At 42.0% G+C, this 20,399-nt stretch carries 34 protein-coding genes and 1 pseudogene; all 35 read right to left on the reverse strand.

The window, feature by feature from the left end; all coding sequences use genetic code 11:
• Window positions 1-43: 43 nt before the first annotated feature.
• Complete coding sequence (locus ACFVQB_RS27330; RefSeq protein ID WP_379447040.1) at window positions 44-604, reverse strand: GNAT family N-acetyltransferase; 561 nt, start codon at window positions 602-604, stop codon at window positions 44-46.
• A gap of 27 nt (window positions 605-631) precedes the next feature.
• Window positions 632-1,054 (reverse strand): hypothetical protein, encoded by a 423-nt coding sequence (locus tag ACFVQB_RS27335; protein ID WP_379447041.1) that lies wholly within the window; start codon window positions 1,052-1,054, stop codon window positions 632-634.
• Window positions 1,055-1,124: 70 nt separating this feature from the next.
• Entirely contained in the window at window positions 1,125-1,829 is a 705-nt protein-coding gene (locus ACFVQB_RS27340; protein WP_379447042.1) for a hypothetical protein, read from the reverse strand.
• 65 nt (window positions 1,830-1,894) lie between these two features.
• Window positions 1,895-2,671 carry a hypothetical protein gene (locus ACFVQB_RS27345; protein ID WP_379447043.1) on the reverse strand — a complete coding sequence of 259 codons (777 nt, stop codon included), beginning with the start codon at window positions 2,669-2,671 and terminating at the stop codon, window positions 1,895-1,897.
• A gap of 202 nt (window positions 2,672-2,873) precedes the next feature.
• A complete protein-coding gene (locus ACFVQB_RS27350; RefSeq protein ID WP_379447044.1) occupies window positions 2,874-3,206 on the reverse strand; it encodes an HIT domain-containing protein in 333 nt (110 codons plus the stop codon).
• Between the two features lie 20 nt (window positions 3,207-3,226).
• Entirely contained in the window at window positions 3,227-3,676 is a 450-nt protein-coding gene (locus ACFVQB_RS27355; RefSeq protein ID WP_090894908.1) for an NUDIX hydrolase, read from the reverse strand.
• A gap of 43 nt (window positions 3,677-3,719) precedes the next feature.
• Window positions 3,720-4,322, reverse strand: coding sequence for an HD domain-containing protein (locus ACFVQB_RS27360; protein WP_379447045.1), 603 nt, complete (start codon window positions 4,320-4,322; stop codon window positions 3,720-3,722).
• A gap of 45 nt (window positions 4,323-4,367) precedes the next feature.
• Window positions 4,368-5,165 carry an inositol monophosphatase family protein gene (locus ACFVQB_RS27365; protein WP_379447142.1) on the reverse strand — a complete coding sequence of 266 codons (798 nt, stop codon included), beginning with the start codon at window positions 5,163-5,165 and terminating at the stop codon, window positions 4,368-4,370.
• A gap of 65 nt (window positions 5,166-5,230) precedes the next feature.
• The gene (locus tag ACFVQB_RS27370) at window positions 5,231-5,686 is read right to left on the reverse strand and encodes a GNAT family N-acetyltransferase (protein WP_379447046.1); all 456 of its coding nucleotides are present in this window, start codon (window positions 5,684-5,686) and stop codon (window positions 5,231-5,233) included.
• Between the two features lie 18 nt (window positions 5,687-5,704).
• A complete protein-coding gene (locus ACFVQB_RS27375) occupies window positions 5,705-6,139 on the reverse strand; it encodes a cytidine deaminase (protein ID WP_379447143.1) in 435 nt (144 codons plus the stop codon).
• A 30-nt stretch (window positions 6,140-6,169) separates the two neighbouring features.
• Window positions 6,170-6,895: pseudogene (locus ACFVQB_RS27380) on the reverse strand (aminoglycoside adenylyltransferase domain-containing protein); the annotation flags it as partial.
• A gap of 27 nt (window positions 6,896-6,922) precedes the next feature.
• The gene (locus tag ACFVQB_RS27385; protein WP_379447047.1) at window positions 6,923-7,816 is read right to left on the reverse strand and encodes a PhzF family phenazine biosynthesis protein; all 894 of its coding nucleotides are present in this window, start codon (window positions 7,814-7,816) and stop codon (window positions 6,923-6,925) included.
• An 18-nt stretch (window positions 7,817-7,834) separates the two neighbouring features.
• Window positions 7,835-8,473, reverse strand: a complete 639-nt coding sequence (locus ACFVQB_RS27390; RefSeq protein ID WP_379447048.1) for a Type 1 glutamine amidotransferase-like domain-containing protein — start codon at window positions 8,471-8,473, stop codon at window positions 7,835-7,837.
• Window positions 8,448-9,029, reverse strand: a complete 582-nt coding sequence (locus ACFVQB_RS27395) for a GNAT family N-acetyltransferase (RefSeq protein WP_379447049.1) — start codon at window positions 9,027-9,029, stop codon at window positions 8,448-8,450. Before ACFVQB_RS27395 ends, ACFVQB_RS27390 begins: the two co-directional genes overlap by 26 nt.
• 46 nt (window positions 9,030-9,075) lie before the next feature.
• Window positions 9,076-9,453 carry a hypothetical protein gene (locus ACFVQB_RS27400; RefSeq protein WP_379447050.1) on the reverse strand — a complete coding sequence of 126 codons (378 nt, stop codon included), beginning with the start codon at window positions 9,451-9,453 and terminating at the stop codon, window positions 9,076-9,078.
• Window positions 9,450-9,962 (reverse strand): nucleoside deaminase, encoded by a 513-nt coding sequence (locus tag ACFVQB_RS27405; protein ID WP_379447051.1) that lies wholly within the window; start codon window positions 9,960-9,962, stop codon window positions 9,450-9,452. Before ACFVQB_RS27405 ends, ACFVQB_RS27400 begins: the two co-directional genes overlap by 4 nt.
• A 37-nt stretch (window positions 9,963-9,999) precedes the next feature.
• Window positions 10,000-10,566, reverse strand: coding sequence for a histidine phosphatase family protein (locus ACFVQB_RS27410; RefSeq protein WP_379447052.1), 567 nt, complete (start codon window positions 10,564-10,566; stop codon window positions 10,000-10,002).
• A 364-nt stretch (window positions 10,567-10,930) separates the two neighbouring features.
• Window positions 10,931-11,779, reverse strand: coding sequence for an adenylyl-sulfate kinase (locus tag ACFVQB_RS27415; protein ID WP_379447053.1), 849 nt, complete (start codon window positions 11,777-11,779; stop codon window positions 10,931-10,933).
• A 38-nt stretch (window positions 11,780-11,817) separates the two neighbouring features.
• The gene (locus tag ACFVQB_RS27420) at window positions 11,818-12,345 is read right to left on the reverse strand and encodes a hypothetical protein (RefSeq protein ID WP_379447054.1); all 528 of its coding nucleotides are present in this window, start codon (window positions 12,343-12,345) and stop codon (window positions 11,818-11,820) included.
• Window positions 12,342-13,019 (reverse strand): HAD family hydrolase, encoded by a 678-nt coding sequence (locus ACFVQB_RS27425; RefSeq protein ID WP_379447055.1) that lies wholly within the window; start codon window positions 13,017-13,019, stop codon window positions 12,342-12,344. The genes ACFVQB_RS27420 and ACFVQB_RS27425 overlap by 4 nt, the downstream gene beginning before the upstream one ends.
• A 232-nt stretch (window positions 13,020-13,251) precedes the next feature.
• Complete coding sequence (locus ACFVQB_RS27430) at window positions 13,252-13,590, reverse strand: hypothetical protein (RefSeq protein WP_379447056.1); 339 nt, start codon at window positions 13,588-13,590, stop codon at window positions 13,252-13,254.
• Window positions 13,580-13,993 (reverse strand): hypothetical protein, encoded by a 414-nt coding sequence (locus ACFVQB_RS27435; protein WP_379447057.1) that lies wholly within the window; start codon window positions 13,991-13,993, stop codon window positions 13,580-13,582. The genes ACFVQB_RS27430 and ACFVQB_RS27435 overlap by 11 nt, the downstream gene beginning before the upstream one ends.
• A 45-nt stretch (window positions 13,994-14,038) precedes the next feature.
• Window positions 14,039-14,395, reverse strand: coding sequence for an immunity protein Imm33 domain-containing protein (locus tag ACFVQB_RS27440; RefSeq protein WP_483874964.1), 357 nt, complete (start codon window positions 14,393-14,395; stop codon window positions 14,039-14,041).
• Window positions 14,396-14,500: 105 nt separating this feature from the next.
• On the reverse strand, window positions 14,501-14,728 hold the full coding sequence (locus tag ACFVQB_RS27445; protein ID WP_379447058.1) for a hypothetical protein: 228 nt from the start codon (window positions 14,726-14,728) through the stop codon (window positions 14,501-14,503).
• Window positions 14,729-14,962: 234 nt separating this feature from the next.
• A complete protein-coding gene (locus ACFVQB_RS27450; protein ID WP_379447059.1) occupies window positions 14,963-15,475 on the reverse strand; it encodes a hypothetical protein in 513 nt (170 codons plus the stop codon).
• A 55-nt stretch (window positions 15,476-15,530) separates the two neighbouring features.
• On the reverse strand, window positions 15,531-16,034 hold the full coding sequence (locus tag ACFVQB_RS27455; protein ID WP_379447060.1) for a DUF4188 domain-containing protein: 504 nt from the start codon (window positions 16,032-16,034) through the stop codon (window positions 15,531-15,533).
• Between the two features lie 52 nt (window positions 16,035-16,086).
• Window positions 16,087-16,569 (reverse strand): GNAT family N-acetyltransferase, encoded by a 483-nt coding sequence (locus ACFVQB_RS27460; protein ID WP_379447061.1) that lies wholly within the window; start codon window positions 16,567-16,569, stop codon window positions 16,087-16,089.
• A gap of 65 nt (window positions 16,570-16,634) precedes the next feature.
• Window positions 16,635-16,943, reverse strand: coding sequence for a hypothetical protein (locus ACFVQB_RS27465; RefSeq protein WP_379447062.1), 309 nt, complete (start codon window positions 16,941-16,943; stop codon window positions 16,635-16,637).
• Between the two features lie 17 nt (window positions 16,944-16,960).
• On the reverse strand, window positions 16,961-17,644 hold the full coding sequence (locus tag ACFVQB_RS27470) for a hypothetical protein (protein ID WP_379447063.1): 684 nt from the start codon (window positions 17,642-17,644) through the stop codon (window positions 16,961-16,963).
• 52 nt (window positions 17,645-17,696) lie between these two features.
• Window positions 17,697-18,047, reverse strand: coding sequence for an NUDIX domain-containing protein (locus tag ACFVQB_RS27475; RefSeq protein ID WP_379447064.1), 351 nt, complete (start codon window positions 18,045-18,047; stop codon window positions 17,697-17,699).
• Entirely contained in the window at window positions 18,014-18,157 is a 144-nt protein-coding gene (locus tag ACFVQB_RS27480) for a hypothetical protein (protein ID WP_379447065.1), read from the reverse strand. Before ACFVQB_RS27480 ends, ACFVQB_RS27475 begins: the two co-directional genes overlap by 34 nt.
• Window positions 18,158-18,241: 84 nt before the next feature.
• The gene (locus tag ACFVQB_RS27485) at window positions 18,242-18,649 is read right to left on the reverse strand and encodes a hypothetical protein (protein WP_379447066.1); all 408 of its coding nucleotides are present in this window, start codon (window positions 18,647-18,649) and stop codon (window positions 18,242-18,244) included.
• A gap of 34 nt (window positions 18,650-18,683) precedes the next feature.
• Complete coding sequence (locus ACFVQB_RS27490; protein ID WP_379447067.1) at window positions 18,684-19,199, reverse strand: GNAT family N-acetyltransferase; 516 nt, start codon at window positions 19,197-19,199, stop codon at window positions 18,684-18,686.
• A 205-nt stretch (window positions 19,200-19,404) separates the two neighbouring features.
• Window positions 19,405-19,893, reverse strand: coding sequence for a cysteine hydrolase family protein (locus ACFVQB_RS27495; RefSeq protein ID WP_379447068.1), 489 nt, complete (start codon window positions 19,891-19,893; stop codon window positions 19,405-19,407).
• On the reverse strand, window positions 19,890-20,375 hold the full coding sequence (locus ACFVQB_RS27500; RefSeq protein ID WP_379447069.1) for a DinB family protein: 486 nt from the start codon (window positions 20,373-20,375) through the stop codon (window positions 19,890-19,892). The genes ACFVQB_RS27495 and ACFVQB_RS27500 overlap by 4 nt, the downstream gene beginning before the upstream one ends.
• Window positions 20,376-20,399: the final 24 nt, after the last annotated feature.

Raw genomic sequence — 20,399 nt, forward strand, 5'->3', positions numbered from 1 at the left:
AGATGACCCCTGTTCAGTACAGGTCGTCATCTCTTGGGTCATTTTATTTTACAGCAAAATCCTTCACATCACATAACCACACCATATGGTCCGTGCCTTCACCCCAATAGTTCTTTGCCACAGCATAGGGTTCTCCAAACTTCCGCTGCCATTTCTTCTGCGCTGTCCGGTACCCACTATCCAGGCAAAATTGCGTAATCTCACGCTTCTGAAGTTCAGTAGCCAAAGCCTGAATGAGAGCAGAGCCAATTCCCTGACCCTGAACCTCTGGCAGAACGTAGAGACTACCCAGTTCCCCTATTTGGTTCAGTTGGTTATCTGTGCATTCTTGAATCTCCTCGCCGCAAGTTCCATACGAAATGGTGCCCACGACAGTGTCTTCTCTTTTGGCCAGCAGAAAGAAGACACTCGATTCCTGCTTGTTGTCATGATGCAAAGCTGAGTGAAGCATCGCTTTTTTATGTTCAATTTCATCCCGTATGTCTTGGTACAGGGAACCCAGCCCCTCCTGTGTAAATGCTTTCGTAATGGATGTCTCGAATACCCGGCAGGCACTCTCCATATCCGATGATTTTAAAGGTTGAATGGTAATCAGGTGACTCATATGATCGTCTCTCCGTTTCAATGCTAGTTAATCCGTATGACTCTGGATCAGTTTCCTTACTCGGTTTGCATCCTCTATGGGTATGATATATCCCACGTGGGTATCCTCATGGTTAACCAGAAGGGCTGACTGCTTGGGATCTTTGCCTATGGAAAAATCATACTTGGTTAAGGAGCCATCTGCATCTGTTAAATTCATCTTGTACTCCACGCTATAATCAAGACTTCCTGATATACGCTCCGCTTTGTTTATAGCCTCGATTACGATACCAATCTCAACAGGATCTTCGAATTCCACATCCTCACACGGTTCAGTTGTGAAGTTTGGGTTGCAGGTTAATGTAATGAGCGAAGGTAGAGCTTCTTTCGGATTAGAATTAGTTCCATTTGGAGGATTGCAGGCTGCAAGGAGCACCCCGAAGAGACTTAAGAGAATCCCTGCTTTTTTCATTAGCATATATACCTCCCGGCTCAACTAAACACTTAGTACTCACTCTCAACGTAACCATCTGTATTTAGCTCTAAATGCTTATGTTGGCATGCCGTAACTCGGTGTCCCATCCTTGGAGCAGTACTTTTAAATGCTGGGCGGTATTGGCCACGAAAGCACTTATCTTTACGTCCGTGATGTATTGGGGAACGATACCGGGTTCGTTGGTGCTTTCATTAAAAAAAGAAAATGTACGATCCCGCCAGCGCAGAATCTCCTCTGCGGTTAACAGATCAGCAACCTCATAGCCAGGCGCAATCTCAAGCATCTGCCAGACTTCTTCACTCCAACTCGCTTCTTGGTAGAGGTTAAAATCAATCTGATCAGTCTCCTGGTAATACAGACGACCAAGTTCATCCTTGGTTCGTTTTATTCCCGAATCTTGATCCGTAATGGTAACCTGCTCCACAAATTGAGGATGAACACTTCGGAACCAGTAAAAGTCCGTCAGGACATGCATAAAATAGCCCCGCACGAACCATTTCCATCCCTCATCGGCATGTTGTTGAATGTAGGTTGAATAACGTTCTTTTAATTGCTCAACATAATCTCCTTCATTCTTATCCTTAGGTTTGAAATGAGTATGTTCCTTATCCGCTCTTGTCCAACCCTCGCGCATGTGAATAGAGTCGGGAGCAATATTCCCCAAATAGAACGAACCTCGTTCTTCTACATGTCCTTGCAAGGACTCAGCAAAAAGAACAGCTACATTTAAATGCACCATTGGCAGTGGCATAGAGATAATTCTCCTTTTTCGCAAAATCTGCTACACATACAAAAGAAAATCAATGTAACCTATGCTCAAGCCTGCACTCGCTCTGTTTGTATCGTCTCAAATAACTGCTCCAAATCCGTATGAAGATCCGGCTGTTCGTTAACGAGCAGGCTTATGTATTCCGACCCGCATTCATAGAAAACAAGACGATTAAACGGGGCTGAATCCCCAAGATGATTGATTTCGAGTCCCAATTTCTCCCGAATCCGATTCTCCATATATCGCGCGTAACCTTCGTTCCACTCCAGCCAGTTGAAGTATTCCCTTTGTTCTTCACTCAAAGAGCTGAACAGGGCCACTCTCGCCTCTTTCACTTGCAAGAGATCCTTACTCTTCAAGGCTGTCAGCAAAGACGTGATCCGCTGGACAACCATCTCATTGTCATAAGGAAACTCATAATCAAGTTCCCATGTTACACGTTTGATCTGCTCCATCTTACGTTTGATCTCAAGACGGTCACCCATGTCGGTGTACTGTTCATATACATAACAATGGACAAATTCATGAAAGAGATAAACTTTCTGCTCAAAATTTTGAAACGCCGCATCCGTCACCACTGCGCATATCCGTTCATCCATGTGATGCACCGGAAATGCTGCAAGGCATTCATCGGGAATGTTCAGGTCATCCGGAACGGTTTTTACCCATTCATATTGCTGCGTCTTGGACGAATAATCATAGATATATAACAAAGTTTCATATGCCACAACCACGGGATAATGCTCTCTGAATAAGGGATGTATACTGACCAAATCTTTTTGAAGTTCCTGCAATTCGTTGATTTGCTCTAAAAAAGTATCCATGTCATTTACCCTCTCTTTAGTTGAATGATGAGTTAATCATATCAATAGAGCAACAATAAAACACTGAGAGAAAAATGATAATTCTATTGTTGAGTGATATTTCTACAGCTTAGAACCGTTCTCCTCGTTTCTCATAATAATAAAAAAACCAACAAAATCTTCCCCCGGACATCCTGCTGGAAGACTTTTTTTAAGACTTTTTCTACTGAATACGTTCTCCGCTTACCACATGCCAGTGTTGATGCTTTGAATCCTGGTAAGTGCCCAGGTTAGTTACGATTTTGGAAGAACCCGTCTGGACAACCATGTCCGCAGCAACCTTTTTGATAACGCGCATGATCTCCAGTAAAAGTTCATCATTATTCTCTTCTTCCTGTGAAATGAACGATTGGATATGGATCTTTGGTATAACAACAATATGATGTTTGTAGTATGGTCGGGTATGATGGTAAGCCAGCACCTTGTCTGATTCCATGACGATATTTACTTTGGTATTACCACTAAGCACTTCATCACAATAAAAATCCTGTGTCATATACGACCTCATTTCATTATTTAGTTAATATATCCCGCTTTTTTCAGCACATATTCCGTGAACGGATTAATCTCTGGGATCGGCATGCTCAGATCAAAATAACGAAGTTCCAGCCCTTCATCATCCATGACAGTTGGTTCACCCTGAATCTCTGTAGCTTCATAGACTGCCATGACATTATATACTTCATCTCCATGCGGATACTTGTAATACATGTCCTGACCAGAGAAAACGGTAATGAGTTTATACGCACCCGCCCTCAGTCCAGCTTCCTCATATAATTCACGAGCAGCAGCTTCCTCCAAAGATTCTCCCGGTTCCAATGATCCGCCAAGGGTTCCCCAATCCAGACTATCTGTACGTCTTTGCAATAGCAGATGGCCCTGCTCATTGAAGACCAACACACATGAACCAGCCATGATTAGAGGGCGCGAACCCACCAGCTTTCTCAACTCCATGATATATCCCATAAAGATTCTCCCCCGTCTTGAATCAGATAAGTTCAATGTGTCTCTATGACTTGGATTTTGTCAAAATCCCATTGTCTACGGAATTTTGGATAATCTGCTGTGCGTACGTCCACAATGTTTCGGAGCCGTTCGCAATCTCTCGATTTCTGTTTAACACCTGTTCACTTGTAATATTATATTTCTGCCACGTATCTCCCTCATTCTGATGATTGTGGATCAACGGCTGCAACCGATCCATAGACGAGGCAAACTGTGCTTCATTGGTCTCCTTTGCCTCGAACTCCAGCCACAGGTTCAATAGTTCTTCGGCCTGTTCCTCAGGCAATATCCCAAACAATCGATGCGCTGCCTTGATCTCGCGGTCATATTTATCCGTATGCCCTACCGTATCGTAGGCAAATGTATCTCCGGCATCGATCTCAACGAGGTCATGAACGAGAAGCATCTTAATGACTTTGAGAATATCCACCTCCTTATTGGAATGGCTCTGCAAAATCAAGGCCATCATCGCCAGATGCCAGGAATGCTCCGCATCATTTTCGAGTCTGTCGCCATGGATGATTCTCGTTTTCCGTTCAATCGTTTTCAGTTTGTCAATCTCAATAAGAAATTGAATCTGCTCCTGCAATGATTCGTTCACGATCATTCTCCTTTGGATTATAGAATTCATGCTTATTAAGCTCGCTAATCATCAGCTCATTCCCTCCCGAACGACACTCAGGAAATACTCACGATGATCCGGATGACAGGCAATCAGATATGGCTCTGAATTCATACCTTCAAAGGGAATACCTTCAAAATCCATAACAATGGCACCTGCTTCTTTCGCCATTAATATGCCTGAATACAAATCGTCTCCTTCCGAATTGTAGAGCACAATGCCGTCAACATCCCCTTTAGCTAACATGCACCACTGTAAGGTCGGAGCCCATAATCGCATCATTCGTTTGAAGCGAACATCCAGATGTTGACGGAGACGTACAGCCTTCTCCTCATTTTGCACCAGATGCCCCTGAATCCAGCCAATGGTCCCTTTATGAATCTGCTCTTTCTTTTGGACTCCGATGGGGTTCAGATTACAACTTGCTCCATTCCCACGTGATGCCACAAACAAACGATCCACCAGAGGTTCGTATATAACCCCGAGAACGGGTTCTGAACGATACATTAATGTAATGGAAACGGAAAATAGCGGTAGACCAATGGCAAAGTTGTTTGTTCCGTCTAGCGGATCAATCATCCACAGCCAGTCACTCTTCTGTCCGTTATGCCCCCGCTCTTCACTATGGATCTCATGATCGGGAAAACGAATGCTAATTTCATCACATATCATCCGCTCTGCTTCATGATCTACTTCAGTAACTACGTCGCCAAAGATACCCTTCTCCTCTGCACAGGTGATCTGATCAAACTGATCTTTAGCAACCTTCCCTGCTCTTCGAATGGCTTTCTCCGCAATCTCTTGGGCTAATCGAATGGTTTGTTCGATGACTATCACTCCGTTTCGGTTACTTGATCCGTGTTTTCCTTTTTCTTTTGTTATTAAAGCGCTCATTATATGCAAATTTCATAGATCCGAGTCTCTTCATCATCAAGCAAATATCCTTTACCGATATACGCCCAGTTATTTTTTTCATAATAATCCGTCAAATCCGTACATAAATACAGCTTGTCGTACCCCTTCACCTTCACCTCATTAATTGCATGATTCTGTAGCTGCCCACCCAGGCTCTGCCCACGGTATTCTGGATCAACATGAAGGCACGCGAACCACGGAAAGAGATCCTGCCGACTATTCAAATCACTTCGTAACAGAGCATATCCCCCAACAATTCTGTCACCATCCAACAGTACATAAAATCTGGGTACATCACTCTCGGTTTCCACGGAACGCTCTATGCAATCCCGGTAAAAATGATAGCTTGATTCCAAGCCCCACTGCTTCCAAAAATATTGCACAATTGCCTGCAGCATGTCCGGCTTTTGCCGAATATCAACAATTTCAAACATTACGATCTACCTTCCTTATTATGTTCTTGTATATTTTTGTGGTAATAGCTGCCCAATCGCTGTTTTAGAATAACCCTCTTCTCCCTGCAAAATGACCTGAGTGTCTCTCCCATAATCACTAATCAGTTCTCTGCAAATACCACAAGGAGATACCACATCTAACTGGAGTTCCGCTCCGTTCGTTGGATCATTGGGATCAACTTCGGGATGTCTTACGGCCACGATCGTTTCGAATTCATGTTCCCCTTCCGAAATGGCTTTACCTATGGCAATCGCTTCCGCACATACCGAGACACGACCGATATAGGCTTCCAGATGTACCGCCGTAAATATTTCTCCAGATCGAGTTCGTACTGCTGCCCCGACGTGATGCTTGCCCTCCTGATACAAACGCGAAATTACGTTCTTTGCTGCTTCAATCAGTTCCAAATCCTCTGTCGTTATGGTCATCATGATGTCTCCTTTTATCTCGTTCAACATATACTTCGCATAATCCAGAAGCAAATCATCACTTAAATTCACGCTTTCCCGCTCTCCGTTATACTTTGCGAGACATTGTGAGATGACTTCTTTGTATTTCGGTAAAATATGAATGAGTGCCCACTCGCCTGCTTCTCGCTTGGAGTATATGACCGAATCTTTCACATACAATAGAACCCGTGATAGGTTCAAAACATAGTAGACAGGATTCTCCGTTATTTCTTCCAGAGCTGAACCAACGTCAGATGTAATAGAGGCCAGCATATATTCACGTTTTACGGGCTGGAATAACTCCTTAATAGGTTTGCCGACAAGCACTATTCCACGGTCATAAATAACGGCCAGGTGAGCCACCAGATCTGGATCTTCGTATCCACCACATAGATATTGATCATCATTTCTATAATTTTCGCGGTGATACGCAGAGTAATGAAATTCAAATGGAGTCGGAAACGTCAGATTAGCAACCGTGGACTCCAAAACAATACTAAGTTCAAACCCTGTGACAATATGCATTTCATCTTCGATGTACATCAATCTCTTCGCAATACTTCGATAGGTATCAACAGACAGCTGCTCCCGGCATACCAACAATATATCGATATCGCTTTGATTGGGATGGAAGCACCCCATAGCCATGGACCCGTGCAAATAAATTCCCACCAGGGAATCCGAACATTCTTCTTCTAATAAATGAGTAACTCTATGTAGTACCGCCTGTTCATCCACCTAAAGCCACTCCCTCATAATATATTGTTACGTATCCAATTCCACTTTCATTTCCTCTACAAAAACAGCCGTTCCCCTAATTCTGACATCCATGACATGCCCATCTCTGACCACACTAACATGAACTTTCCCATCTCTGTTAATCTCATGGCCTTGCTCCACAACAAAATGAGCCTGATCCATATCAGGATTCAGATACTCCAAATAATAGGCACCCATCACACCGGATGCTGTTCCTGTAACCGGATCTTCCGTAGTACCCGAAAAGGGCGAGGAAAAATGTCTGGCATGCATTAGAGCATCTGAATCGCGGGTTTCCAGAGTAAAGGGATGCAAAGAAGCTTTTGGATTTTCAACTAATATCTCAGGAAATAGAGAAGAATCCGGTTTCATTTGTTGGAAAGAACTCAGTTTGCGAATCGGTATTAACAAAGTCCAAGTGCCCGTACTTCCATAGACGATGGGTGTGGATAGATCAATATCATCCATGGTTAGATTTATGGAATTTGCCAGCTTTTCTATGTCACCTTGGAATGGCATGAAACGGGGTTGATCCTGCTTCATCTCGATGTTGATCGTATCGCCATCCTGCTGGAACTGAATCGGTAATATGCCTACATTAGTCTCAATGGTGATGGACTGCTTATCCTCCAGTAGCCCTCTAGTGTTTAATCCATACATGGATGCCATCGTGGCATGCCCACACAGATTAATCTCATGACCTGGTGTGAAATATCGTAATCTAACATCTGCTACCTCGGAACTTATCACGAAGACCGTTTCATTAAAACCAACATTATGCGCAATCTGCTGCATCGCTTCCTCACTGAGCGAATCGGCATGAAAGACGACCCCGGCAGGATTTCCTTTACCAGGAACTGTCGAAAAAGCATCATAATGATACACAGTGATTTCACTCATTGTAGACCCACCTTATTTTCAGTTTATACGACGTGCATCGCCATATGACTCTACCACTTCACCATCGATAACGATCCCGCCGCCATCTTTGCAAGCATAGATTGTTGTAGAGTTGGCAAGCGCGTAATCTCTTAATGAATCCAAAGCCTCTTCCGATCCATCCCAGTGTGGTGAAAATTCAAAATCAACGAGCGCCAAAGCCTGCTTGTCCATTAATCCAACATGGTTCTCGTCTGCATCTTTGCCATATCCAGCAATTTCAATCGTTGGTGTAGTTAGAATACTACCTGCGCTAACTCCAATCAGAATGCCGCCCTTATTCACATAGGAACGCAACAATCCCAATGCATTTCTCTTCTGTAATAAACTTAGAAAATAAAATGTATTCCCTCCAGATAAATGAATCGCATCGGTTTCAAAAATGGTATTAAATCTGTTTTCCTCGTACTCCAGGTCCAGATCATAATAATCAATTGTTTCGATTCCCAGTTGATTATAGTAACGTACAGTATGCTCCAAATATTTCCGTCCCGGGTCGGAACACGAAGGTACATAACCGATGGAGGGCTGATCAGAGTTGAACAAGCTCCATATTCTCTGATTTAGTTCATGGTTAGATTCGAAATATAAATCACTTAACAGGACCAGCTTGGTCATCTGAATTCCTCCCTCTTCGTTCACTAAACTCTTTTTCTAAAATGGAGAAGAAATATTGATCCGTCCATTGATTGTTCCACCAAAGTTCTTCCTTGAACACGGCTTCACGTGTCATACCCACATGCTGCATCAGTGAAGCCGATCGGACATTTTGAGCATTGCACATACCTACCACTTTATGGGCGTGTAATCCCCTGAATGCAAATTTTAATAAAAGATTCGTAGCCTCACTCCCGTAGCCGTTCCCTACATAATTCGGAAGCAGCGCGAATCCGAGTTCCCAGCTTTTTCTATGATCTACATAGCCCCACATCTGGATAAGACCAATTGGTTCACCTTCGGAATCTTCCAAACGACGAATAATGAAATCATAGGCATACGGTTTTTCATCTGCAGTGGAGAAATGACTACGATATTTATCGCGAACTTTGTCAGCATCCGTTTCAACGGTCTCCTCAAAAATCCATATACTCGCATCACATTCAAGTTTGCAGATAAAGTCGAGATCCTGTTCTGTGACAGGTGTTATTCTTATCTTTTGTCCCGCGAACTCCATTTCAAATTATCTCCTTTTGTTTGTTTATGCCGTCGTTCCCATAGGACTATTGCATCTGCCCATTAATATATCTTCTATGACTTGAAGATGCATCCTGAGCCCACAATTCCAACTCGACTCTACTAACCAAAAATTGATCTTGAACCTTGATGAAAGGAAACATTTTTCCGTCAAAGAAACCCGATGCCGAGAAACTCCCTTGTTCGGCCTTAATAATGTCCATCACCTGTTCTTTAGTCATACTCAGATACTCCGCCGTTTCTTGGATCGTCATTAATATTTTATTGTTGTTCGGCACTTCCTGTTCCACTGCCTGAGCCGATTCACTAGCTCTCCCCTGATTTGATAGCAACAGGCAGCCAACTATAAACGATATTCCCAGAATGGCACTGGCTAGTAAAATGGAGATCGGAATGGATTTCATTGTTTGGCAGTCTCCCACTCTGTATTAAGCAAACCTCTTCCAATATTCCATTGGGCAAGCAATGCCCGTTGTCTATTTTCCAAATCAAGATATGGCGCTGCAACACAGGATAGTGTGTCGAACAGATGGATAAAATGAGGGCCCTCCTTAAAACGTCTAAGCCCGCCATACCCTTCATCATCCGCCGCCCATACGATCTTTTTGATCCCCGACATTAATATGGTGCATGAACACATGGGACAGGGTTCACAGGTAGTGTAGAGGGTCAGGTCATTCTTCGTGTATCGCTTCTTACTTACATCCAGCAAATGTTGCCCTGCCTGACGAATAGCATCGACTTCAGCGTGTGCGGTCGGATCACATTCGGAGAAGACTCGGTTTCTTCCTTTACTCACGACATTCCCATCCACATCCACAATTATCGCACCGATCGGATATGTCCCCTCTATTAACGCCTGATCTACCTCTTCCAGAGCCAAAACTAAATATTCATAGTCCGATAATCTCACGAAAAATCCCCCTTAGTGTAGATATTGACCTTCTATATTAGAGATCTCTAATCGTGTAATGCCCTGCTTCGCCTAGAAAGTCACTTCGGGTTAACCCCTGCTCTCCAAGAAAAGCTCTAAAACTCGTTATCGTACCATCATGTGAAATGATAAAAGTACTCCCGCCCTGCTCCCTGCACCATTGAATTAGCTGTCCAGCATAAACCTCAAATTGATGTTCTTCCATTCGATTAATTCCATCCACCCAGCAATGAAGTTCAAAATCAAGAATTCGTAACCCCGTATACTGAGCATTTAATTCGTCTTTCGAATAGATTTGATCACAGCGCAGAACGGGGAACTCCGGATTTTGAGGGAACATTCTCGGGCCAACGAGTGGACAGACTGTCAGTTTATCGCTTGATGTTAAGAGGGATGCCGTTTCTATCGTTCGTTTCGTAGGACTCACTAAAACGATGTCTTCCGGTAAGATTTTAATCTGCTTTCGTAATTTAATCGCCTGCCTCTTTCCTTGTTCGGTAAGTCCCGGATGCAACTGATTTAGCTGATGAGGATAATGAAGCAAATGTTCAGCGTGACCATGACGAATAAATGTGATATCCACAAGCTCCTCCTATTTCTGAACGTAATGCTTAATTCGCTCTGTATCATGCAGATTGCATAGATCCTTTTTCAGAAATACCGGATAAACCTCCATCATTTTAAATGCATCCAGGTTTACTTTGCCGACCAGCCAGAGGACACCCCCTCCACAAATCCATTAACAAACGATGGAATAAAAAGTACAATTAACAAAGTTAAACTCCCTATACCCCATCTAATCCATGTTTTGCGTTTGCTCCTTACACCTATGATGAACAATAGAACGGTAATGACGATTAGTGTTGCCTCGAGAAATAACATGAAAATAAACCTCCGTTATGTAATGTATTACCGCACGAAGAAATCTCGTACTTGTACTTTGTATCTCAAAGTGAAATTTTCAAAATCTTCTCCAATTCCTTCTGGCAAGCAGCGCGATTATATTCCGAATTGTCCAGCCAGTGTTTATCCATCTTCAGTAACTGATAAATCTCGGTCTCCAACTCTTTTCTTGCCTGAAGAACCTTCACTGTACCTTCAACACCATGGTATCCTTCCGCGAGTCCCAATCCTTGATTCGTGTAATATTGAATGAATCCATCTGACCATTCCTTGGGTCTTTCCTGGATTGCCTTGTCAAAGGTATATGCCAGATCCTGCTGATGTATATAGATCAGTAGCGGATTTAATGGTTGAACGATGCGCTCCAATTCCAAAACATATTGCACGTTTTCTTCTCTGGATTGATTGTATTTCACTAAACCTATGGTCAGTGGATTTTGAATAAAACAACATTCGAATATGGTGACGGAATTATCATCCGCGCTTATCACGCTTTCGGTAAAACCCCGCCATTTTTCGATGATCAGCTTCACATTTTGTTCAAAAGGCAGTTCATAAATATCTTTGCTAAATATCTCCTGCACCACATGATCAGGGAAATCCACTCCAAATTCCTCTTTCATTTTGCGATAAGGAATCAGGAAACCCTCTTTATAGGCTGTAGCTCTGCTCTCCAATATATGTTTACATGCCTCGTGAGCATCCACCAAAGACCTGAACTCTTCTGCAGAATAAAAGGCCACACCATCATAATCAGCAGGATGATCCAGGTTCCCTTCCTGGACTAGTCGCACCTTTTTGCCATGCTCAATCAGAATCTCGGATACCATCTTGGCAATCGTCGACTTTCCTGAACCCGGTAATCCCTCAATAAGTATCAATTGTCTTGTCATGATATCATCACCCTTTACTTCATTTCATTCAGTTGTTGTTAATCGATGTCTGCAAAAATCCATTTCGCAGCATCGCCATCCGCTTTCTTTTTCCAAAACACCATGCTAGAACTGACCTCTTCCTCGTTCTCTCTTAATTCAGTAACCATCACAAGTGCTTCATAAAGCTTCTTTTGCTCTAGAATGTTGATATCGCTCATAGAGATGATCTTGCGAACTTTAAAACCTGACAAGCCTGAGCCTGACATTCCTGAGACTGGCGATTGTGGATCAATGAGGCTCATATATCCCTGTTCATCCCCTTCCCATAAATAACGCATGCGGGAATTCATAAGTTTGACGATTTCCAGTTCATCACCTGTATAGTTCGTTTCATCAAGGTAAACAGGAGGAATGCCTTTCTCTTCTTTGGGTGCTTCTGCTTCATGATCCTTCTGCTCGATTGTTTCTTCAGTAACACTTTCCGTCACTGGAATCGTTGGTTTCTGCACAGCTTCATGGGTTGTTTTTTCCTGACAGGCGATTAAAAATAGAAATAATACTGACAACGCGGTTAACTTTTTCATATCCCAGCCTTTAACATATGCACAACTTCGGCAAGATCTTTGCACTCATAATCCGGTGTAATCTGTTGCGGTTTGAGTTTTCCTTTTCGATTCAACCAGATAGCCTTAATTCCCGCATTTTGCGCTCCTTGTACATCGCTGGTCAGAGAATCCCCAATATGGATCACCTCAGTTCGCTGCAAACCATACCAATTGATCGCTTCATCAAACATCTCTGATCTTGGCTTATACGATCGAACATCCTCACTGGTAATCACTCCGGCCACTTCAATGTTATGCGCCTTCATTGCAGCTCTCACGTCATCAGTATCGATATTGGACAAAATATATACAGGGACTTGAAGCGATTGCAGAAAGGGGATCGAATCATCAAATATGCCCGGGTTACGCCAATGAGCTAACTGTTCCCGATTTAGCGACTCGGCCCGTAGATTCGATTTGAAATGGAGAAGCGTTTCTGCCAGAGATTGCACATTCAGCATTCTTTGCGTGGTAAACTGGCTGCCATGGCTTGCATAAAACAACGTTGAAAAAGCCTTCCACCAATAAGCACCGATTTCATCCGTTGTACATTCAACCTGCGCAGATGCTTGGACCTTTTTATAAATCACTGGAAGAATATCATCATCTTCATGAACAACTGTCCCATAAAAATCAAGAAAAATGGCTTTCATTCTATCCCTCCCACTGGAATGCGCTAATCCGAAAAACTTCCTATGTATGTTAAATTTTCTCTGTAGGTACATCATAACCCATAATGTGGAATTTGCGAATGAACCAAATAACGTAATCCTCCCCCCTTACGTATTCTGCTCAACACAAAAACCACGCTACTCTGCATGTTTGCATCATACAAAAGCGTGGTATGTCGATAAAACATTTCCATCATCATAGAACAGAAGCCAACTATCTTTTAAAGAACATGTACATTACACCAATGGCTTTAATGTTAATCTCATTACCCTTAGCATCCGTAAAAAGCTCATTATACGTAGTAAAGATTCCCACACGCTGTATATGTCCGCTACTTAAAATAAGATTCTTTTCCTGGCCGTTCGTGATCTGTGTATACGTCGTTTCATTGATGTCGTAGGAGACATGTATACCATACTCACTTTCCAGCCATGTATAAAAATCGGTTCTGGTTGGATTGGCAATAATCATAATGACAACTAAAATGACAAGACTCATTACTACTGGTAATTTACGGATCATGTTGGGTTCGTAACCAAATCTATTCTTCATCTTGTTCATTCCGCATCTTTGTTATTATTTCAACCTTTTTAGCCAATACCCAGCCACTTAATCCATACGATGATGTAATGACAAAGTACAGATATTTTCCCTCGATCAACTTGGTTTCCAGCTCTTCATCGGTTTCATATATGATAGGCCAGCCCTGACCTTTCCCCTTCTCCAACAACTCGCGATTGTAACTGATAAAACAATCCAAACCAACGTCGTCAATATCGAAGATAATGCTGCCTTGCAACGGTGTATCAAACGAATGTGCCAATACATCCGAGAAAAGGATATCCGTATCATCAGACAACAACTCAGAGTGATACGAACGGGTACGCATCCTAATGCGTTCATTCTCCAAATCGACTTCGTAACTTAATATGATGTTATCATGCACACTCGGCATTGTATGACCCCTTTCAATGTTCATTTAGCTCATTAGGTGCTCTGCTTAAGACCTTCTCAGCAACTGCTCGTCAAACCATACATCCTCATAATCTTCTGCAATCACAAACCGCCATCCCGGCGCAAGTCCGAGGTACTTCTTGATTTTCGGATCCCAGTCATCGATGTGAATTACATGTAAAGGCACAAAAAAGTCATCTGCATCCGAGTACTTTTCTGCCCAAATATACCATCCGGTTGTATCTCCTTCGGGCTCTATACGCATACCGTGGATCGGTTCCAACTTCTCTTTGACGTTCCAGGCGATTCCGATCTTATGGTGCAATTCACTTGCCACATAGTCGGCGCTATATTTCTGGCACATCTGCATCTGTTCCTGGATGGAAGCAGCATTTGTCATCATTGATCATCTCATTTCTCACGTGTTGGATATGACTAAGGCAGTTCATAATATTGTTTATAGTTAGAGACCCATTCCTCTTAGGAAAAATCAACAAAGTCATATGACTCACACTGTATAAGATAGTTCAACTGTTCTCACGTTGGGTCTTTTCCCGACCAGCTTTTCCAGATAAGTCACTGTCTTCTCATAACCGGCACCACATAGAAGCTGCACATCAATATAACTGCCCGGATTCGCTGCCTGTGCCTGGTATCTGGATCTAAACCGTACAACTCCAGAATCTCTTATTCGTTCATCTTCGTACCCCTTACCTACTTCAGAATGTTGTTTCATTCTTCCGCTTTTTTCCTGCTATCCATTCTAGCATAGAAGTAGAATTGAATTGTGTTCAGTACTCGTTATGTTAGAAGAATTTTGAATTGTAGCATAGTTTCACCTTAAAAAATATGACAAAAAGAACTACTCCAGGAAGAGTAGTTCTCTTATTGACTTTCACCCACACCTGCTGCTAGATCAGATCATCTGGAGATTCCATGAAATGATCACTCCTTATATTTTCAGATTACTTTAGGCGTTGATCTCCGTAATCTCCAGATACATCTCCTGATTTTGCCGAATTATTTCATTCATGTGTAAAATAACTTCCTGAGCCGTGGCTCGATATTTAGCGTATAGTTCTTCCGTTCTTTGAAGCAGGATCGGGTCTTTCTCCAAATCCGTGGGCAGAACCTCACGCCACGTGTCTCCAACTTTATTTTTATCTGTAATCAAGCGCTCAATGTCATCCAGCAGAGTTACCATCTCATTATGAATAAAATAGCGCATCCCGTTCTTAATTCCATTCCAGCTCTTCATGTCGATAATGTTGTACGCCGAAAACCAATAAAACTCCGCCAAGCTCTTGGTGTGGTTATGATAGGAATAGAACAAAAATATCGCTTGTTGTCCTTCATGTAATTGCCGGTATACCTCTACTTTTGCTGCCACATCTTTACCACGAACAGAGATCAACATCGGCTCAACACACAGCCAGCTAAGCTGCTCAGAACCCAAAGCTTCTGGTTTGACTTTAACTTTCAATAACATGCTCCTCTCTACTTGCATGATTGTAAATTCGAACTTCACTAGTCATATGCTAAGGATTCTCTGGTGTTTCTACTGCGGGATCATTCTCTCCACCCATTCTACGTCTGGATGTTTCTTTCCTGCCTGTCGCTGGAACATGGTTAGACACTTTAGCCAATCCGAATTTGGGCATATTCGCATATATAGTCTCATATGAACCGGACTGAGCTTTGTACGTTTCATGATAAATCCCTACAATTCCATCCGATCCAACAGATTTGTTAAATCGCTTCCATGCCTCCAGATGTAGGCCACCCCGTGCGTATTTCTCCAGCTCATCATAAGATCTCCAATATTGCAGCAGAGTCACTCCACGCCAGCTCATAAAATATTCCGTCCCCATAAACCCGGTATCCGGGTTCATGTACAGTTCTTTAATCATCGGGCCCATGGATCTAAAAACAGGTAACCACTTATGTATCGCCCACAGGCGATTAATTCTCATTCCAATAATAAAAACAACAAACTCGCCATCGATCTCAGCTGAATATCTTCCCTTGTGTATGTTCGCCACATTACTCCCCCTTTTCATCAAATATGTCGTCTTGTTTGCCGTAATTCAATCCCTATATCATTCTATATTGCAAAATCAGTTGAAGACCATGAATGCCCATTTTCCGCTCGCCCATATCCAGAAAACCTGCTTTCAGATACAGCTTTTGTACCGCGATATTCCCCTCATTCACTGCTAAAATAATTTCATTGATCTTTGGATCGAGCTGCTTAACCAATTCAGGCAGTTCCCTCATGGCAGCCAATGCATACCCATTCCCTTGATGTTCTATCGTAATGGATAACGCACGTACCAGTATCTTACGGTAAGCATCTCTTTCCTCTACGTATTCAGAATTTTTATGTAATATGAAGAACCCAACTGGAGTCTCTTCATTTAAAATCACTACCGGATATTTGTTCGGATTTTGGAATGCCTCCTCCATCACTTCCGCAGGCATTGCAGTAAACTGGACCTGTTCATCACTTAATGAAAAATTAGCCAACTCTTGATTGTACTTCTCATGATATGGGGCGAGGCTAATCCGTTTTTTCATTTAGAATACCTCTACTTTCCTTGTTAAAGTCTTTAGTGAATCAGATGGTATAACCATGCCCATCATCAAGCTTCTTTCTTTGCCATTAACACCCTTATGATACTTGTAGCGTTGACGAATTTCATCCGATTATTTTTCTGGTGGCAGTCCCATCCTTGTTCTAATGCATGTTGAATGAGATCAGAAATCAGCTTGGGCTCATAGACAAATATATCCCACGTATCTTCCCAAGGGACAACAAACTCCACGAATGTAGATTTATACGTATTCGAAAATATACGGATTATAATGTCTTGTGCTTGCTCGTCTACAACGTACAGGAACAAAATATCTTTTATCACCATTTTACGGACTTGTTTCTTGTATACCTTCATAAATATCACTCCCTTGCTCAAGCAATGCAGCATAAATCTTCAAACACATCCCACTTTGTAAACAATTGTCTGAGTCTCTCGGCTGTTGTGTGAATAAACTCTTCTATAGCTTCCATAGATAAAATATTCAAATCACCTAAGGGCTCATTTGCGAGGTTATTTAAAAAGTCTACTTTTTCTTTTCTATACTGATACACCTCTTGCTCCAGCAATCCGCCTAAGTCAAAAGCCTTACCTGCTTCCAGCTTATTCAATAAATTATGACCATCAGACCCTTTTGTCAAGATTATAAATTCTAGCTTCGTAACATCCTCCGTATAAATACTTCGTCCATTGGGATGAACTTCATATGCAGGATAAATCTCGAAAGTCCATACACGATCCGTATAGACATGGGCGATGTACCCGCACAAATATTGCATGAACTTAAGATCATTATGCGCACGTTCTTTGTTGGAATTGAAAAATGCCCCGAGATCTTCGTCTGTTGCGAACCGTCCTGCCTCTGGCATGAGATGAGTTTTTGCCTTTTCTACTCTTTCATTCGTTCTCACATGAATGGAGTCAGGTGCAAGACTTCCCACTATAAATTCAGGGCTTGGATCAGATAATAATTCAGATGCGATTGCAAAATGAACCATGGGCCAAGGCATAATAAATGCTCCTATCTCTATTAAAATCAGGGATTTTAATTTACTCACAAACTATATTTTCCCTATTCCCTCTCAAAATCTTCTTTATATCCTCTAGGGCTTAACGCAGAATTGTGAGTTCCCCTTGCATCAAATCTACCAATACAGGCTTCTGTACCTTGTTGATTGTGGAAATATCAATTTCATCCAGACTTTTAAAAACAAGCTCTAGCGATTCATTCTGTTCATCTTTAAATAAAAGGGTTGTTTTATCATGATCAAGTTTCCCACCCAACTCCGCGGTGACGTTGAACAGAAACATTACAAATACAACCTCGTTGCCATCCGGATATGTATATTTCATTTTCTCACCTGTGTAGATGGATGCCAGTTCATATGAACTCACGTCAAGCCCCGTTTCTTCTTTTACTTCTCTAATCATAGTTTCTTCAATACTCTCACCGGGCTCCATACCACCACCAGGTAATCCCCAATCGCCATAATCTGATCTTTTTTGCAGCAGTATTCTACCCTATGATCACGAATAATAGCTCCGCCAGTAACGACAATGCGACTTGTCATTAATCATGCTCCTCTCTAATAGCTCGCTTCCCCTCAGTAAACCTTTTCATTCATCATAACCCATGTATTGGTAAATGCGAATATCTAAAAAATCCTTCTTTTGACCAGAATCTCAGTTCCTTCTTCTTTGTACTTCTCAATAAATTCATTGGTCACATGATCATGATGAAGTATGCCCATATAGTCTGTGCCCGGCTTCTTCGGTCTGTAATCGGAATCAACCGTATAGATATTGAAGTGCACCTCATCTTCGTCTTCTGACACGTCCGTATGATTGAAAAGTACAATCATTTCATCTTTAGTTAGAAACTGAAAATCCTCTTGACTCTCAATAATATAAAAAGGATATTTCATGTCCTCTACGTGAATTAAATTTTGGTATTCTTTCAGCTCTTCGGGGATTTGTTCCATGTAATGTAACGCTACCTCTTCTGCTTGAAATATTCCTGAAATCCACTTAAGCCTGCCTTTTGAAGCTACTATAACAAACAAATTAATCATCCTTCCTATCACGATTTACATAAATCTAGTCCGTTCTTGCACGTACAAAGGTTTGAGACAGAATCCGATGGCTGCCAGCGATGTTTTCAATTTCAATTTTATACTCAGACTCTACATATTCAATGTGATGTTGTTCATAGTATTTTTTCCAGAATGAAACAGCTGATTGGTTATTAGCCAGTTGCTCCACTTGGAATCTTCCCTGAAATTGTGCAAACACCAGATCAACCGCTTGAGCAGCCAATCCTTGTCCGCGATACTTTTTAACCAGAAATAGCTCTTGAACTGTAAAGTCGACATCATCATCTACATATGGAGGAGAGCAAACCAACACGAATCCAATTACCTTTCCTTCAAATAGAATAAAAAACGGATGTAATTCAGCCCGTTCCAGATAGAGATAGGTATTCGTTGGATCGAATTTCCCCTCTTCTAGCAAATCCTCACCCGAGAATTCGGAAAGATCATACAGATAAAGGTTATACAAGTTTAAAAATAATTCTTTCTGACTTTTATCGATTCTTGTGATCTGTACATTCATGTCATTACACCTCACTTTATTAATGAACCACACTTCCCCATCTTTAGTTGCATATCACGCCCCTGCTTACCACTTAAATGTATCGCTTCAACTCCAGTAAAGATAGGTAAAGTTTAATTTAAACGATGAAGAATCCTTTCCATCATAAAAGGTTATGTGTAACCAAAAACGGACACGACATCGTCGCGTCCATGAGTAATCTCACTTATTTGATTAGATAATTAACTACAGGATAAGAAATCACGTTCCGGTCTCTATAGGTTGAAATCACCGCTTCGTGATGTGTACTGAGAATCCCATTTTGCAACATGACAGGTTTAAATCCTCGCTCCATCGCGCCATTATAGGTAAACAGAACGCATTCCTCGGCGGCAAAACCCGATATGATCAACAACTCAACACCGTTACTCTTCAGAATCTGCTCCAAGTCTGTCTGCCAGAATGCATTGGAGCTCTCCTTCGTAACCGTCAGATCCTTCTCATTCACATCAACCTCAGAAATAATACGATACGCCTCAGAATTTGAATCCTCCATCCCTTCCACGTCTTGTACATGAACTACCACATGGCCGCTCGAACGAAGCACGTCTGCAACATGATTGATATATTCACAAGCGCGGTCTATTGCTTTTTGATCTATCTTATCTCGTACAATACTCTCTTGCATATCCACGATCAGAAAACCTATTTTCATATCATCTCTCCTCTTACTTTCTTTCTCAGCATCATGATCTGTCCAATATGATACGCATTATGAATACACAGATTGGATATGACATTCCACCATGGGGCATTGAAGTACGAGGGGATGGTCATCCCCAGTTTTACATCATCACTATCCTCTACAGCCTGTATCCAGCGACTAAATGTTGCTCCAATGTGTTCAATGCTTTTCTGCCAATCTTCTTCACTTACATGGGATGGGTTAACATAGAATGTTTCATCATTGTTCAAGTTATTATCCGAATTTACTTCACCCTTGATAAATCGATCCAACCACGTTTCATTCCAGAATATCAGATGATTCACCAGCCTCCAGATCGATTGCCCCTCATCATTCAGCAATAAGGCCTGCTCTGCAGTTACATCACGTAACATCTCGTCCAGTGGTATAAACCAGCTCTTGTCATGATGACAGGCAGCCAGTTGGTCTAACAATACTAATTTGATACTCATGTTCGGCTCCCTTCCTCCTTTCAA

Origin of the sequence: Paenibacillus sp. NPDC057886 (assembly GCF_042796655.1) — a bacterium.
Taxonomy (GTDB): Bacteria; Bacillota; Bacilli; order Paenibacillales; family Paenibacillaceae; genus Paenibacillus.